Genomic DNA, 15,662 nt, shown 5'->3' with positions numbered 1-15,662 from the left:
GCAGGCGCGGCCAGCTGAAGATCAGCGGCGTGGCCCAGCCCACTACTGGCTCCTGTCACCAGGGCCACCTGTCCAGCGAGAGCATCAGAACTCACCCCCTGGCGTTCAGGCGTCATTTGGGCTTACCGGCGGTCACGGACTCAATCAGCTGGAGGTCGTCCTCCGTGAAGAGCGGCCGGGTGGACGCCCGCACATTCTGCTCCACTTGTTCCGGGGTCTTCCCACCGGGGATGGCCACCGAGACCGCTGGGTGATTCAGCACGAACCGCAAGGCCACCTCTCCCAGGGACCGGTGGGGAGAGGACAGGACGCGCAGCTGCTCGACCTGATCAAGCTGGGTCTGGTACCAGTCTTCCTGAGGCCAGTCGTGCCGCACGTCGCCTTCCGGAAAGCGGGTCTCGGCCGTGAACTTTCCGGTCAGCATGCCCATGCGCAGCGGACCACGCACGACCACCCCGATGCCATGCTGCTGGCAGTACGGCAGGATGTGCGTCTCGGCCTTGCGGTTGAGCAGGCTGTAATCCAGCTGCACCACGTCCAGCATGCCGCCTTGATTGAACGCCTGAACGTACGCGAAGTCACCGGTGGACACCCCGACCGCCCGCACCCGGCCTTCCTGTTTGAGCTGGGCAAAGGCGGTCAGAAACGCTTCTGTTTCCCGTGGGTTGTTCCACCAGATGTGGTCGAAGTACACGTCGATGTAATCGGTCTCCAGCCGGCGCAGGCTGTCTTCGAAGGCAGAGATGATCTTCTCGGGGCGGTCGTACACGGGGTCCTGGTTCGGGTCCCGGTGGTGGCCCATCAGGCCGCCTTTGGTGGCCACGACGATCTGATCACGGCGGTTTTTGATGACCTGCGCGACGAGGGTCTCACTGTGGCCATTGCCGTACACGTCTGCGGTGTCGATGAAGTTGACCCCCAACTCCAGCGCCCGTTCCATCGCGCGCAGAGAGGCGGTGTCCTCAACCGGACCCCAGGCGTCCCCCCCAATGGCCCACGCGCCAAACCCGATTTCTGAAACCTGAATGCCGGATTTCCCCAGTGCACGGTGTTCCATCAGTCGCTCCTTTCCATGTTGACCTTTCAGCCGGTATCGCTTCACCTTAAAGGCACGGGCATTCCGGACCTCTTGGCCGTGTTGAAGCCGTCTTTATGGAACCCGCTGAACTCACTTCACCTGATTGTCGACATTTGGCGGCGGGGGAACTTCAGCACCGGCTACGGCCTGTCGCGGGCGGGAAGGCACCTGCTCACCAGACTGGCCCACACCCGCCTGCACGATCACATGAATGCGCTCGATCACGTTGCCGCCCATGCCCTGACGGTTCCAGATGGCAGCTGAGCTGAGGGGCTGGATGTTCCCGGCTGTGTCCGTCGCGCGCGAGGATAGCACGTACTCCCCGGGCTGACTGACCTGCCACTCGGTGCGCCAGGGCGTCCAACTGTAGGGTCCCCCAGGCCGGCCCAGCTGGGCATCCTGCCAGGTTCTGCCGCCGTTGGTGCTGACCTCCACACGGCGGACCGCGCCGGTGCCGGACCAGGCCATCCCTTGCAGCAGGTGCCGGCCAGGGGCCACGAAGCGGTAGCGCGATATGGCGTCAGCCAGCCCGGGAGGTTTCATAACGGAATGCACCCGTTTGACTGTCACCGGGACACCTGGGTCGGTGGCGCTCTTCTGGTAGCGGTAAACCTTGGCCTGCTCCACGCCTTTGAATGGCTGGTTCAGAACCGTGATGGCGCGCAGCCACTTCACGCTGGCCATGCCGTACCATGTTGGCACGATCAGCCGCAGCGGAAAGCCGTGCTGGGGCAGCAGAGGCTGACCGTTCTGCGCCCAGGCCAGCATAACCCCGTCACGCAGGGCTTCCTTGATCGGGAGACTCCGCTCGAAAGCATGTTCGACCCCCAGGTCCACTCCGGTGTCCCAGCCGGTAAAAAGAACCTCGACAGCGTCATCGAGTAGCCCGGCTTCTTCCAGCAGGGGGCGCAGGGGCGTGCCAGTCCACTCGTAGTTCCCAATGGCTTCCTTGAACCACGGCACGTAGATGCCGCGCGGCTGGAAGGTCGAGCGGCCCGTTCCCGCGCATTCCATGATGACGGGTTCCGTCACCTGCTTCCGCGCCTTGATGTCGGCCAGGGACACCCGTTTGGGAGTGCGGACACGACCACCAATGGCGATCTCGTAGCCGTCGGCGCTCAGGTTCGGCACGTCGAAGTGAACCAGCAGGTAATGCATGCCCAGTGGCGTGACCGGCTGATCGAGGAATTCTGCGAAGTGCCCGTGGTTGCGGAAGGCCAGCAGCGTCTCTTTGTCGCTGTAGACGCGCTGGTTGGGTTGCGGGTCAGGACGTTTGGCGGTGGGCCGCTGCGGAATGTCAATGCATTTGGCGGACTGGGCCGAGGTGAATGAGCCTGTGGCCAGCGCACCCGCCGCGGCCGCACCCAGCGCCAGGAAGTTCCGGCGTGTCGAACCTGAAACGGTGGACAACTCTTCGGTGGGTAACACGGTGGTCGGCTCGTCATGCATGGCTGGGCTCCTTGGCGGTCGAGCATCCCGGTGCACCGTGTGCATCCGTGGATGAGGAGATTCGTGCGGAAGCAGGGGAGGTTCTGCTGCGAGAGGACAGCGGCGAGTGGCCTCTCGCAGGGGTGCCGTCCAAGCTGTTGTCCTTTAGCAAGATGTGAGGGGGACGGACAACTTCAGAACCTGATGCCGCGTCTGGCCTGCCGAACCTTGCTTCGGCGTGCGGTCAGCCACGCCACTCCTTCAAGGGTGAACAAGACCGCTGAGGCCAGGAGTATTAGGTTCCGCACGAACCACACTGATTTCACCTGCAACGGGTAAATGCCGTGCTCCCGCAGGTACTGCTCATTGACCAGCCGGGCCCCACCCTCGGAGGATCCCGGGAGAAAGGCCGCCGGGTCACGCACGATCATCAGTTGCGTGGAGCCGATCAGGGTGCCCGTCCCTGCGTCCCCGAAGAGGGAGGCACTCCCCGCGTCCGCGGGCTCGACGCGTTGCACCTGCTGGGCTCCCCGTGTCATCCATGCGGCAGTGGTCAGACTGGCGATCGCAACGATCAGGGCGAGCGCCATCATCAGCCGTGACACTGTGAGCGTCAGTGACTTCGACATGGGGTTACTTGTTGCTGGCGATGAACTTGACGGTGAGTGCGGCGTCGTTGTTCACTCGGCCGCCATTGGCGGTTGTGTTCTTCACGCCGAATTCGCTGAGTTTCATTTTGAATTTCGCAATCACCCCGAGCACGTCCCCTTTGGCTCCGAGCGCCCTGGTGGTCGCGTTGGCCGGAGTGTGGCGCACGGTCGCGTTCGCGGTGATGGCTTTGGTCACGCCGTTCAAGGTGAGATTTCCGTTGACCTGGTAGAGGTTGGCCTGAAGGTGTTTGACGGTGGTCACGACGAATTTCACGTCCGGGTTAGCATTGAAGTTGAGCCAGTCCACGCTGCGCATGTGTTCATCACGTTTGGTGATGCCCGTCTGGATGGTGGTGCCCTTAATGGCGATGGTGCCGCTTCCGGTGTTCGCCTGAGGATCGAAGATGACGCTTCTACTCAGGGTATTCGTGCGGCCGGTGAAGTTCTCTGCAACCGTTTTGAGTTCGATGGTGACGGCATTGTGTTTGTTGTGTTCAGTCATGACCGTGAATGTTTCTGGCGCAGCTGCGGCGGTGGACAGACTGGCCAGTAGGGCGAGGAGGGGGAATTTCGTCATGTCAGTCTCCTGGTGTGGTGAGTGGACGTGGGGTACTGGAGAGAAGGTCTGTTCTCGGTGGCCCTACTCCATCTTTTCGGAATACCTAAAAAAGAAGTTTGATACTCCTTATCTTTGCCGCATAGCTGCTGGAGTTGCAAGGTGAGCCGATCTTCATCGTTCAGCGGCCCTGGTGAGTGAATGATCGACGGCAAACGGCTCCTCACCGCAACGTGAAGCCCGCACGGGTGGGAACCTGTGCGGGCTTCACGGCATCACATCTGCCAAGGCTGAGTCCGGGGCAGAAGCCACTCCGGATGAAGTGAACGGCCTGAGACTGTTCGACCCGCCTCAGGGTTCACGACGAAAACGCCGGCGAAACCTCTGGTGAAGGGCTTGCGTCCGCTCAGCGGTGTCGGCCGCACGGGCGTCCATGATGAGTTTGCCTCCACGCGCGGTCGCGCCGACTACCAGTGCGGCGGACATCAGCACCAGGTTCTTCACGATGTACTGGCCTTCCAGGTTCGGCACCCAGGGCACGACGGTAAAGGTTTCCTGCGGGAAAAACACCAGCGGCAGGAAGGTGCCGGCCATCTGCGCGAACAGCAGCAGTAACGTCACGCGCAGGAACCGGCCGGTCAGCAGGCCCAGCCCGATGGCGCATTCCCAGGTGGCCAGCACTGGCAGGCTGACGCCCGGGGGCACGGTGCCGAACGTCAGGACGGAGATGGTCCGGGTCGCGAGGCCTTCAGCAGAACTTACGCCCGGGAAGAACTTCTGGACCCCGAACCAGAAGAAGATAATCCCGAGGGAGAAGCGCAGCAGCGTAATGCCGTGCCGTGCCCACCAGCCGATCAACTGGGCATCCAACAGATTGAGCTGCGCGCTGACCTGCGCTTTGCCCTGGGCGGTTAGGAGGGACTGAGGGCGGGGTAGTCCGGCGGTGTGGTCGGTGGGTTCAATACGGCTCATTCGGGCCTCCAGCAGGAACACCTTGAACTTCATTCCTGGTCTGAAGGGATATATGCGGAAAAGAGGGCTTCAGATGTTTGGGCGTGCCCTCATCCTGCTCACAGCCCCGGCCCTTGAAGCTGTTCCGGCCCGCCTGTCAATTCAGAACGGCAGCCGGTCTCTGAACCGCATGAGACGGGTTGAGAGCGCTGATGACGATCCTGGTACTGATCGGCGCATGACCTCCATGCGTGCCTCTTCCTCTATGAGATCCCGTTCCTTCTTTGCGGAGGTGGTTTGAGGTGGGATGCAAATGCGAGTGCGCCTGCTGCAAACCGCAGTTCGCGGTGCGGGTGCTGGACGCGTGGCAGGAAACGCCCACCATTCGTGTGACGCGGACGGTGAAACCGGCGGCGTTTCAGGCCACCTACCTCCACCTGGTCGTGTACCCCGACCCGGAGCAGCAGCGCACGGACGCGCGCGACCACTTCCCGGGGACTGAACGGTTTGGTGACGTAATCGTCCGCTCCGGCGTTGAGTCCTCCAGGCAGTCTTCCACCTCTCCCCGTGCGGTCAGCAGCAGCACTGGCAGTTGAGGAAACTCCCGGCGTGCGTATGCGGTCAGGTCCACCCCGCTCATACCGGGAAGCATCCAGTCGAGAATGGCCAGCTGCGCCGTGGCGAGCAGCGGCACCGCCTGAAGACCATCCTCCGTGCTGATCACGGCATGCCCTTCCGCCGTCAGGTACGCCGTGAGAATTTCGACGATCGCCGGGTCGTCATCAACCATCTGAACGACGGCCATTTAGCAGCTCCCGGGCACGATCATGGTGGCACTGTGTGGCGTGCCAGCAGGGCGGCTGGCCAGGAAGGAGCGCGTCAGGCCCCGGAAATGAAGTGGCGTTGCGCCAGTTGAGTTCAGGAAAAACAGCGTCATGTGCCTCCACGCGGATGCCCAGGCCACAGCCCGGGTTCCCGGCACCCTACCCAGTGACTGTAAAATTCCTGTTAAGCGGCGCCGGACAACCAGCGCATGCCCACCAGGAGGTTCTGACCCGTCAGTCGCCTGAAGAAGCTCGCCTGGTGCCGGCCAGCAGGATGAGGGAGGACATCGCCTTCCGCAGGGCCGCGCTGGCCAGTTTCTCAAACCCGACAAGTTCCTTGCTGTTCGGGAAGACCCGCAACGCCCGCTGCGTGACGTCCAGGGTCTTCTGGTGCTCTCCAGCCTGGGTCCACGCTTCAAACGCCTCCTGACGGTACAGGTAATACATGGTAGGAACACCCAGGCTGACTGCCCGGTCAAAGGACTCCGTGGCCGCCCGGACGTTGCCCAGCCGCAGGTGCGCCTTGGCCAGCCCCCACCACGCGTAAGGGTCCTTCGGCCGGGCTTTCACTTCCTGCTCGCCATGCAGCTTGAGATGCTGCCAGTTGGCGGCCGCGCTGAAGTCCGCGCCCAGAATCTGGCGGACTTCCGCTTCCCGGGCCGGTGGGTACGCCACTAGGTACTCCCCGTTGTAGTACTGCCACAGGGTCATCAGCTGGGCGGTGCTCAGCCGCAGGGAGGGACCCAGCAGGGGATCGCTGATCAGAAACTGCCCGGCGCTGTAACCGTACACCGTGCGGAAATGGGCCACGTTGCTGCCGGTTTGCAGGCGCTGTTGCAGCACGACCGGGAAACCACGCGCGACCAGCGCGCGGATCAACTCAGCGTCCCCGGCGTACCGGATCACGCTCTGAAGCCCACCGCGGCCGAGGTACGCGGCGAGTTCCAGGCTCGTCACCTGGGGATCACCAGGGTAGTCCTTCATGGCACTTGCCGCCTGGGCCTGCGTCACCTGGGTCCCGTAGTACCCGAGAAGGGTGAGGGCCGTGACAGGCGCGCAGTTATTCAGCGCCTGATAGTCATGCCGGATGTTCTTCAAGGTCACACTGGCCGGCTGAGCAGCCGCGACGCTCCACGCACACCACAACATCAACATCCACCGAAAGGTCATGCGTCATGATGTCGGGCAGAGCTCTTCTCTGCGTGCTGCGCAGTGCCTACTGCCTTGAGCATCAGCTTACTGTTCGCCTCGCCGACCCCGCAGGGTTGACCGGCGCCGTTCAGTTCTCGGCGCGGTTTATCGCACACTGAAGCCCAGGGAAAGCTGGTGGTGGCGGCCGGCGCCCGGACCTTTACGCGAACTTTACACGAGGGCACTACCGTGAAGGCATGAAACGAAATATTGCGATGGTGACACTGCTCAGCTTGACGACACTCGCCGCTGCCCAGGGCATGGATCACAGCAACATGCCAGGCATGTCCTCCAGCAGTGGGATGAACATGAAAATGGACATGAGCGGCCTGGAGAAACTCAAAGGTAAAGCGTTCGACCGTGCGTTCCTCAGCATGATGATCCCCCATCACCAGATGGCCGCGGATATGTCCCGCGCCGTGCTGCCGAAGACCAAGGACGCCACCGTGAAACGCTGGGCGAACGAGATTATCAAAGCCCAGAACATGGAAATCAAACAGATGAACACCCTGCTCAAAAGCCACGGCGGCAATGACGCAGCCATGGCCAACATAATGAAAAAGGGCATGAGTGGCATGGACGCCATGGTCACAAAGGCCAAGAACCCCGATGTCGCCTTCGTGCAGGGCATGATTCCCCACCATATGTCGGCCATCGACATGGCCACCATGGCCCTGGAGAAGAGCAGCAACACGACCGTCCTGAAGCTGGCGCGGGACATCGTGCGGGCGCAGGCCGTGGAAGTGCACGACTTCCGCATGTGGCTGATGAAACGCGGCCTCTGAATCCAGTCTGTCATCCGGGTGGAGCGTGATCACGCTCCACCCGTTGTCATGCCGCACTTTCAGGTCATTAGGAAAGGGGGGCCTAAGCCCCCCCCCGCGTCGTGCGTTCAAAGGACGCTGGCGTCAGTGACCGTCGTGGCTGTCCTCAGCCTCATGCCCGTCCGCTGCGCCGGTGACCAGGTGCGCGGCCTCCTCGGCTTCCACGGGGGTGGCTGCGGTCTCCGGAACGTCTGCCGCGGAGTGCTGGGCGGCGGACACGGTGGGGGTCACTTTCTCAGCTGCCACGCCGTGGCCATGGGCAGCGGGCGCATTCACTGATTTGGACAGCGCGCTGAGGCCGCCAAACAGCAGCGCCGCCACAGCCAGTGTCCCTGAAATCAGTTGCGTGACTTTGCGTCCCAACGTGAGGCCTTCACGCATCGCGAACGCCGTCACCGCCAGCAGCAGGCCCCCTGGAATCAGAATGGTGGAGTAGGGGGGGTTATCCAGGAAATGCTGAACGCCGCCGGTCATCATGCCCATACCCACGGACAGTACGAACGACACCAGCAGGAACTTACCCAGGGCGGTCCCGCGCTCGTTTTTGCGGATGACGTACTCCTGAAGGTAATTCCCGGCGGTGAAGCACACCACGCCCACAGCGGCGAGGGCCATGTAGAAGGTGGTGTTTTCTCCCAGTCCCAGGTGCACGATGCCGCCCGCGATAAAGCTGGTGGACGCCAGCATCAGAAAGTACGCGACGAAGGGAAGCAGCAGGTGACTGCGGACAGAGGTTTTTGCGGATCCGTCGGACGCAGGGAAGGAACTGGGTGCGGTTGAAGTCACGCTCGTAACCCTAGAGGTTTAATGTAAAGGTTGTGTTAGGCCGCCGGTGAGGGCCCTGTGTGATTTTTGATTTCATCCCCTTCACGGCCAGTGCGGCCCGGAACTTTGTCAGTTCCGGGCCGCACTGTGGCATGGGTATGAATGGCGCGGCTGCCGCTGATTGCCGGGCGGCGCGCGAGTCAGTCTGGCTTGAGGGTCTGAGCGAGATCGACGAGCAGTTCCTCGGCGCGCTCATAACCAGGCCTCAGGTACGCCATCGCGAAGGTCGTCCAGTCCTGCACTGCGCCGACCTCCTGATCACCCTCGTGAAGTTTGAGGTGCGGGTACACGCCGTATTCGACGTAGCAACCGTAGCGTTCAGCCAGCTCCTCCAGCCGCTGCGTGTTCTCGTCCGTCCAGGTCAGGACGTACGGCAGCTGGAAGCAGGGTTTGCCGCAGCTGCCCCCAGGCCGACCAGCGGGAATCCAGCCACGGTCTGGGTGTTCTCACGGGTCCGGACCCGTACAAGGAACGCGTGGCGGTTCCGGGCGACATCACGGTTGGGGAGTTTCTGGGCAGCAATCCAGGGGCCGACAGTCAATTTGGTCATCAGAAGATCCTTTCAGAAGGGGAAAGCAGGAGCTGTTCAGGCATGCACGGGTGAGGAAGCGACGGGCTGTGCGGGCACGGGATCAGGCCGGACCGGTGGGCGGAAGCCGCGCAGACGCAGGGCATTGGTCAACACGAAGACGCTGGAGAACCCCATAGCGGCGGCGGCCAGCACGCCGCCCACCGTGAAGATCTGGTAGCGCTTGACCTTGTTGAGGTTCGCTTCGAGGTTCTCGAGGTTCGCGGAGACGTACTGGAATTTCGCCCGGTCAATCAGGGTTGCAGGCCCCGAATGCCCCGGTCGAAGTTGTGATTCCCGAACGTGTCCGCATCGAAGCCCATGACGTTCATCACTTCGATGGCCGGCACTTCGTTGAAGAAGCTCGACAGGGGCGGTGAGGTCCCGGTTGCAGGTGTACTTCTGGGCGTTCGACAGCAGGTTCAGGCATCTGCCGCCCGCCATGAGACTTGCGCTGCTGATCACGCCCCCTTCATCGCATGATCGGGAGCGTGAACCCGAACGTTGCTCCCCCACCAGCGTGGCTCTGCGCGAACACCTCGCCCCCGTGCCGCTGCACGATCCGGCGCACATTCGCGAGTCCCACCCCCACACCCTCGAATTCTTCCTGGCGATGCAACCGCTGGAACACCGCGAACAACTTGTCGGCGTACCGCGCGTCGAACCCCACTCCGTTATCCGCGACAAACACGGCCGTCTCGCCGGCGCGTTCCTCTGCCCACACGCGGATTACTGAGACGTCCCGGGTGCCGCTGTACTTCAGGGCGTTGCTCAGCAGGTTCAGCATCACCTGACGCAGCATGTCATGATCCCCCATCACCAGCGGTAACGCCTGAACCTCCCAGCGCACTTCCCGGCCCAGCAGGTCCGGGTCGAACTCCAGGCGCACTTGCTGCACCAACGCGCCGAGGTCCACCGGTCCAAGCCGCAAGGGCAGGCGTGACGTGCGCGACAGGTCGAGCATTGCGTCGATCAGGGCATTCATGCGCTGGGCGGCCTCGTCCACGACCGTCAGGTACCGCGCCGCTTTCGGATCGAGGGTGCCCCCGAACGACTTGCGCAGCAGTTCATTAAAGCCCGCGATGTGCCGCACGGGCGTGCGGAGATCATGCGACACCGAGTACGCGAACGCTTCGAGCTCCTCGTTCGCGGCCGCGAGGGACGCAGTGCGCAGGGTCAGCTGCGCGCGTTCCTGCTCCAGTTGTGCTGTCTTACTCGCGCGGTCAAGGGCGAGCTCCAGACTGCGTCCCATCGTCTCGATCACCGCGCGGTCCGTTGCGGTCCACTCAGCCCCACCGAACAGTGCCACACTGAGAATGCCGCGGACGCGCCCAGATTCTCTTAGTGGCAGCATCGCGGTCGCCGTAACGTGGGTCATGTGCTTCTCCAGGCCATCCGTTGCCAGGTCGTACGGATCCAGGTACAGCACCTCACCCGTCTCGAACGGCACACGCAGGTTCCCGGTCTGCTCGTGTGGGAGTCCAGCCTCATGAGCCCGTTTTCGACCGTCACTGCCGTAGCCGCCCAGCATGCTCCGGACAAACCAAAGTTCGCCTTCACGCTCGTAGTACACGGTGGCCTGAATGGGCAGCAGCTCGTACAACTGTGCCTGCGCCTGTTGGATCAGGGCGTCCGGGTCCGTGCTGAGCGCCAGATCCCGCGTCCATTCCTCGAACGCGGACAGCACCTGGTTGCGCGCCTGAACTTCAGCGTTCTTCGCTTCCAGTTGCGCGACGCTCTGCGCACGTTCCAGGGCGAGACCGAGACTGCGTGACGCGGTTTCCAGCAGGGCCCGGTCGACGGCTGACCACGCGGCCGCCGTGCTGAACAGCCCGATGCCGAAAATGCCGTGCACTTCCCCCGCCACCAGGACGGGCAGGGCGGCACTGGCCTGGATGTGCCCCACGACCCGGGCGAGGTCATCGGTGGTCTGGTCGTAATGCTGTTGGTAGTACGCTTCCCGCGTCTCGAACGGGAAGCGCAGGTTCCCAGCCGACTCGTATGGCAACCCTGCCTCGAGCATCTGTTGCAGTTCAGGGTTACGCAGTGACCCGGTCAGTGACTTGAGGCGGAACACCCGTCCATCCAGTTCGTAGTAGGTGGCGACCCCGTCCGGCAGCCAGCGCAGCACGATTTCCTGGGCCCGCTGCACCAAGACATACGGGTCCGTTTCGAGACTCAGGTCACGTGACAGGTCTTCGAACGCTTCGAGGGCCTTGTTGCGTTGCTCCACGGCCGCGCGTTCCTGTTCGAGGCGTCGCGCCTGCTCGGTGCGCTCGAGGGCGAGCGTGAGACTACGGCCCAGCGCGCGCATCAGGCCTCGGTCGCGTTCCTGCCACTGCTCCCCGACGCGCAATCCCACCGTAAACAGGCCACGCACCTCATCCCCAACAAGTAAAGGATAAATGCAGGCTTGACCGAAGACATCCGTATTCTCGATGCCTTCACGGGTCGCGTCCCACCCGTCAATGAAGACCGGTTGCCTGGTGTGCACCGCCTGGGCGAAGGAAGGCACGGCTTCCGGCAACCCGGTGCGGAGCATGCTGACCTGCTCTGCGGTGAGGTTCTTCCAGGTCAGTGCCTTCCAGAAGCCGTCATGAAGTTCGTAGTACGCGCTGCTGTACTCGACGAAGCGCGCGTCCATCACTTCGTACGCCTTGCGGCTGACCCGGAGAATGTCCGTCTCGGTCGCGACGAGTTCCGTGAATGCAGTGAAGGCCTCCAGCGCGGCCGCCTGGTCCGCGAGCTGCCGGGTGTGCGGGTCCCTCGTGGCTTGCAGCCTGGCGCGCTCGAAGGCGAGTTCTAGGCTGCGGCCCACCGCACGGAAGACTCCACGTTCTCGATCCGTCCACCTGTCCTGGTTGAGGACCCCGATGGTCAGCAGACGGCGCGGCACCCCATGGTGACTGTACGGGTACATGGCGCCCGCGCGGTACATGTCCGTGTTCTCGAGACCCTCCCGCCCGGCATCCCACGAATCGAAGAACACCACCTGATGAACCTGGAAGGGTTTCTGGAAGCCTGGTGCATTACTCGGGAAGCCTTGCCTGGCCGTCTGCACGAACGTCTCGTCCATGCCCTCGGTGAAGATCAGACCCTGCCAGCGGTCCTGGTGCAGTTCGTAGTACACGACGTGCACCTCACCCAGGACGGTCCGCAGGACATCGCGCGCCAGTCTGGCGAGACTGAGCGCGTCAGTGGTGTGACTCGACGCTTCCGTGAAACGCGCGAAGGCGTCGAGGGGAGCCGTGCATTCGTCCTCAAGGTGAGGACGCCGCGCGGCTCTGGAGGGATCGGACATGCCGGGCAGCATACGCCCGGAGGTGGAGAGACACAGGTCTATGCAGCCTGATGACTGTCCGAGCTTTTTCAGGAGCGCTGTGAGGCGAGTCTTGAGCCTGTCTGGCGGGCTGCAACCGTGAGTCTGCTCCGAGCCCGGGGTGCGCAGGGTGCAGGAAGGGGGGTACCGGAGCCGTGCCGTTTTTCCTCAGGGGCGGTCCGTTCCGGTGCAACGCGGACGTCATGGAACGGGTCGGCCTTGGTCGCGCCTGCCCAGCGGAGTGCTACGTACAGGTTGCGTGCGGCCGCCACGTACGTCCGGCCGGTGCTGGCCGACAGCCGCTGCGTTTCAAGGAGCCAGCCGACGTAGCCGCTGCTCATGTTGCGCCGGGGGCGAAGCAGAGACACGGCGTTGTCCTGTGCCCAGCCAATGAATTTCGTCATTCCAGTTTTGTAGGTCTTCAGCGTTTCGGTGCTGGCGCCGCGGGGCCCATGGTGAGGGAGGTAGCCTTCCAGCATGGCCCACAACGCGTCCACGTCGTAGTCCCGCGCCGCTATGCAGTGCAGCTCATCCTCCAGCAGGTCCGCCAGGCGCTACGCCCGCTGCGCCAGGTCAGCGCGGTACACCATGATTGCGAGACTGCTCACCACTCCATCGTACTGCCCATGCTGCGCCCTTCAGCGACTCCCCCTCAGGTAGCTGAACAGCGGATGAACGTCGCGTAGTAGCACATCCGATTCTCATCCCTTAGCGTGGCCAAAGCACCAGAGCGCGGACCAACTACCGACATTGAAGGTGTCAAACTTCCCTTCTTAACCTGATGAGGTGAAGTGTGACTTTGAAAGATGGCATCACAGGTTGGGAAGCTCGGCCTGACGCGGAGGTTCTTCAGGCCCTCGCGAGGCAGGACCTGAGTGCCCTCCTCGAACTACACCGGCGGTACGCCCGGCTCCTGTATGCCCTGGCCTGGAAAGAACAGCGTCCAGATCCCGAGCAATGGGTGCAGGACGTGTTCGTGTCCATCATGCACCATGCCGACAGCTTTTCCCGGACGTCACTCCACCCGCGGATTTGGATGGTCATGATGGCGCGGCGTGTCTCATCGTAGGTGGTCCGCAGTTCGCCCCTGACCGGATGGAATGACCTTCTCTGTTCAGCCGGACGGTTCAGGCTGGGATGACTGGAGCACCACGCGGTGAAATGCGAACCAGGGGGTCGTAGGGGCAGGAAGCGTGTGCCGCTCCTCCCCCTCGCCTGATCCGCTTGTATCCGTCCTCGAGGCAGGATTCGTAACGTCACCAGGCCCGGGAGCACGTAGGGCCTGGAGTAGCCGCGCATTTCCCTGGTCTCCGCGCAGGAGGAAGGTCATGAAGGAGCACCGGGCGCCGGAACCTGGCACAAGCCCGGGATGGAGCAGGCTCGTCATCATCGGCGGGCAGGAAGCAGAAGAAGGCCCCCGCGACGTTCTACGTGTGGTGATCCGGCGGGTCGGCGGGAACCTGACTGACGCTCTGCATTCGGCCAAAGCAGCGACCACGTGGAAAGACTACGGTACTGGCATGACTTCCGATGAAGGCTCTTCCGCACGCTTCCTTCGCCTGCGTGAGCAGACCGTTCCCAGCCGGGCCGACCCTACCCCGGTTCCGGCACAGGGCACGCTGTCACACCGACTACGCTGGCATCAGCCCCTTGCGGAGCATGAACTGGCAGCTGACCTTCAGGCTCAGAGTCTGAAAGTGCCGCAGGTCGAGTGAGGGGCTGACACCGCCTTTCCTGCCTGGTGGAAAGGCGGGCAGTGATGACCGGCGCGCTGCGACCTGGGGCGTACCATGACTGGGACCTCTGAAGTGGCACGCGGGTTGTCCTGCCGTCTCCGTAGGGAAATCCTCTGCCGTTCGTGCGGTAGCGAGTATCTCTGGCATCTGAGCAAGGGCACCACTCACAGGGTCATGCGATACGACACCCGCTGTGAAGCTCCTCAAGACGCCCCCGGCGTTACGCCTCGTCTTTCAGGCGGTCCACGCTCAGCCGTTGGTTCTCCGTGACGTCCCTGAACATCAGGGTGCTGCGTTCCTCCAGGTCTCTGGCCTTGCGCCCGTAGGCTTCGGCCAGCCACCCATTCCCGGCTTCCGCGAACTCCCGGCCGGTGTTCTCCAGCAGCATGACGGCTTCTTCCATGGTGCGCATCGTCCGCCACAGGGTCTCCTCGACGTGCTCGGTCACACTCACCAGCAGCGTGTCCCCCGTGTACGCATGTCCGGTGTGACAGCGGTACCGGGTAAACCCACCTTCCTTGATCTGCACCAGCACGCCGCCGCATTCCGGGCAGGTCTGCGGCGTGACCTTACCAAACTCCATCACGCCTTTCCGGAAGGCGTGATCGCTCAAGGCAATCTTCACTTCGGTTTCGACCCGGTGCTGAGTGTCCTGATCGACCGTGATCCGCCCGGTGCCCTCAGGAGCTTGAGCCACCAGGCGCACCAGCAGGGCACCCAGATCCTGACCGCGCACGGTGTGATCGACCTCGACCTGGGTCAGCGCACTGGTTGGCATGGACTCATGGTCCGCGTCCCGCGGGTCCTGCACGACCGCAATGCCGCCGAACTCCTTGATGGTCCACAGGCCGGAGGTACCGTCATCGAGCAGGCCGCTGAGCACCACCCCGATCACGCCTGTTCCCGCGCTGTACGCCGCTGAGCGGAAGAGGGTGTCCACTGCCGGGCGCGCCCGGTTCTCCTTGGGTCCCTTCTTGACGCTCAGGCACCCGTCCTGAATCAGCAGGTGGTGATCGGGAACCGCGCAGTAGATCCGGCCTGGCCGGATGGGTTCGTCATCCTGAGCGAATGAAGCCGGAAGAGGGCCGGCCCGGCCGAGAATTTCGGGCAGGTGGCTGGGAGAGTAGGCCGGGATGTGGGTGGTCACGCAGATGGCGGCTGGGAAATCGGCGGGGAGGTTCGCCGCGAGGTCGATGAGAGGCCTGATTCCTCCTGCGGAAGCGCCGACGACGACCAACCAGTGCGAAAGCATTTCTCACTGTGTGTAACCGCGCCATGAGAGGGATGCCGGGTTCCTGAAGGAGGCCCCGGAAAAAGGCATGGGTCCTCCATGGACTCTGTCCGACGTCTCCAATAAAGCCCGCTAGGCCGAGTCATTGTGCACGTTCTGGTCCGCTGGCGATCCGGAATCCAAGTTACTCGTGAACCGTGGGTTGTCTGGGCCACGCGAACCAGAAGGTCGACCCCCGATTGACTGCCCCTTCACCCCACGCCCGGCCACCGAACCGCTCGGTCACCCGCCGCACCACCGCCAGTCCCAGCCCGGACCCCTCGTACACGCTCGACGGATGCTGGCGCTGAAACAACCGGAACAGCCGCTCCTTGTGGCGCATATCGAACCCTACCCCGTTGTCCTCCACGCCGATCACAAACTCCGCTTCCGTCTCCCGCACGTGAAGGTGGAGGCGGGCTTCTGCTCGGGTGCGGGTGTA

Annotated in this window: 17 protein-coding genes and 1 pseudogene; 3 read left to right on the top strand and 15 right to left on the bottom strand. The window is 63.2% G+C overall.

Going from position 1 to position 15,662, the window contains the following annotated elements; translation table 11 throughout:
* Window positions 1–112: 112 nt before the first annotated feature.
* The 8 genes from IEY49_RS15160 to IEY49_RS15130 form a co-directional block, all read right to left on the bottom strand.
* A complete protein-coding gene (locus tag IEY49_RS15160) occupies window positions 113–1,057 on the bottom strand; it encodes an aldo/keto reductase (protein WP_189010298.1) in 945 nt (314 codons plus the stop codon).
* Window positions 1,058–1,168: 111 nt separating this feature from the next.
* Window positions 1,169–2,527 (bottom strand): sulfite oxidase, encoded by a 1,359-nt coding sequence (locus IEY49_RS15155; RefSeq protein WP_189010297.1) that lies wholly within the window; start codon window positions 2,525–2,527, stop codon window positions 1,169–1,171.
* A gap of 173 nt (window positions 2,528–2,700) precedes the next feature.
* The gene (locus tag IEY49_RS15150; RefSeq protein WP_189010296.1) at window positions 2,701–3,135 is read right to left on the bottom strand and encodes a hypothetical protein; all 435 of its coding nucleotides are present in this window, start codon (window positions 3,133–3,135) and stop codon (window positions 2,701–2,703) included.
* A 4-nt stretch (window positions 3,136–3,139) separates the two neighbouring features.
* Window positions 3,140–3,733, bottom strand: coding sequence for a YceI family protein (locus tag IEY49_RS15145; protein ID WP_189010295.1), 594 nt, complete (start codon window positions 3,731–3,733; stop codon window positions 3,140–3,142).
* A 330-nt stretch (window positions 3,734–4,063) separates the two neighbouring features.
* Complete coding sequence (locus IEY49_RS15140) at window positions 4,064–4,684, bottom strand: DoxX family protein (RefSeq protein ID WP_189010294.1); 621 nt, start codon at window positions 4,682–4,684, stop codon at window positions 4,064–4,066.
* Between the two features lie 406 nt (window positions 4,685–5,090).
* A complete protein-coding gene (locus tag IEY49_RS21500) occupies window positions 5,091–5,468 on the bottom strand; it encodes a response regulator (protein WP_308424671.1) in 378 nt (125 codons plus the stop codon).
* The gene (locus IEY49_RS21690; RefSeq protein WP_268239062.1) at window positions 5,469–5,600 is read right to left on the bottom strand and encodes a hypothetical protein; all 132 of its coding nucleotides are present in this window, start codon (window positions 5,598–5,600) and stop codon (window positions 5,469–5,471) included. It abuts the gene before it with no gap.
* Between the two features lie 121 nt (window positions 5,601–5,721).
* Window positions 5,722–6,657, bottom strand: a complete 936-nt coding sequence (locus IEY49_RS15130) for a C39 family peptidase (RefSeq protein WP_189010293.1) — start codon at window positions 6,655–6,657, stop codon at window positions 5,722–5,724.
* A 218-nt stretch (window positions 6,658–6,875) separates the two neighbouring features.
* On the opposite strand from IEY49_RS15130, the gene IEY49_RS15125 reads away from it, so the two are divergent.
* A complete protein-coding gene (locus IEY49_RS15125; protein WP_189010291.1) occupies window positions 6,876–7,463 on the top strand; it encodes a DUF305 domain-containing protein in 588 nt (195 codons plus the stop codon).
* A 123-nt stretch (window positions 7,464–7,586) separates the two neighbouring features.
* Here the strand turns inward: IEY49_RS15125 and IEY49_RS15120 are convergent, their stop codons facing one another.
* From IEY49_RS15120 to IEY49_RS15100, 5 genes and pseudogenes are all read right to left on the bottom strand, one after another.
* The gene (locus tag IEY49_RS15120; protein ID WP_189010289.1) at window positions 7,587–8,288 is read right to left on the bottom strand and encodes a hypothetical protein; all 702 of its coding nucleotides are present in this window, start codon (window positions 8,286–8,288) and stop codon (window positions 7,587–7,589) included.
* Window positions 8,289–8,467: 179 nt separating this feature from the next.
* Window positions 8,468–8,877 (bottom strand): annotated as a pseudogene (locus IEY49_RS15115) (hypothetical protein).
* 36 nt (window positions 8,878–8,913) lie between these two features.
* Window positions 8,914–9,360 (bottom strand): hypothetical protein, encoded by a 447-nt coding sequence (locus IEY49_RS21495; protein WP_229780853.1) that lies wholly within the window; start codon window positions 9,358–9,360, stop codon window positions 8,914–8,916.
* A gap of 7 nt (window positions 9,361–9,367) precedes the next feature.
* Window positions 9,368–12,196: a GAF domain-containing sensor histidine kinase gene (locus tag IEY49_RS15105; RefSeq protein ID WP_229780836.1), complete on the bottom strand. Its 2,829-nt coding sequence runs from the start codon at window positions 12,194–12,196 to the stop codon at window positions 9,368–9,370.
* A gap of 68 nt (window positions 12,197–12,264) precedes the next feature.
* Window positions 12,265–12,693 carry a site-specific integrase gene (locus tag IEY49_RS15100; protein WP_268239066.1) on the bottom strand — a complete coding sequence of 143 codons (429 nt, stop codon included), beginning with the start codon at window positions 12,691–12,693 and terminating at the stop codon, window positions 12,265–12,267.
* A gap of 314 nt (window positions 12,694–13,007) precedes the next feature.
* On the opposite strand from IEY49_RS15100, the gene IEY49_RS15095 reads away from it, so the two are divergent.
* Window positions 13,008–13,283 (top strand): sigma factor, encoded by a 276-nt coding sequence (locus tag IEY49_RS15095; protein ID WP_189010285.1) that lies wholly within the window; start codon window positions 13,008–13,010, stop codon window positions 13,281–13,283.
* Window positions 13,284–13,542: 259 nt separating this feature from the next.
* Window positions 13,543–13,929 (top strand): hypothetical protein, encoded by a 387-nt coding sequence (locus IEY49_RS15090; protein ID WP_189010283.1) that lies wholly within the window; start codon window positions 13,543–13,545, stop codon window positions 13,927–13,929.
* Window positions 13,930–14,170: 241 nt separating this feature from the next.
* Here the strand turns inward: IEY49_RS15090 and IEY49_RS15085 are convergent, their stop codons facing one another.
* Both IEY49_RS15085 and IEY49_RS15080 read right to left on the bottom strand, forming a co-directional pair.
* A complete protein-coding gene (locus tag IEY49_RS15085; RefSeq protein WP_189010281.1) occupies window positions 14,171–15,202 on the bottom strand; it encodes a chemotaxis protein CheB in 1,032 nt (343 codons plus the stop codon).
* 163 nt (window positions 15,203–15,365) lie between these two features.
* Window positions 15,366–15,662, bottom strand: a 297-nt coding sequence (locus IEY49_RS15080) for a sensor histidine kinase (RefSeq protein WP_268239061.1), incomplete at its 5' end; no start/stop codon positions are given.

The sequence above is a fragment of the Deinococcus malanensis genome (assembly GCF_014647655.1).
In the GTDB taxonomy this organism is placed as follows: domain Bacteria; phylum Deinococcota; class Deinococci; order Deinococcales; family Deinococcaceae; genus Deinococcus; species Deinococcus malanensis.
Note: the sequence above shows the minus strand (reverse complement) of the source record. Positions and strands in the feature narration are given on the sequence as shown.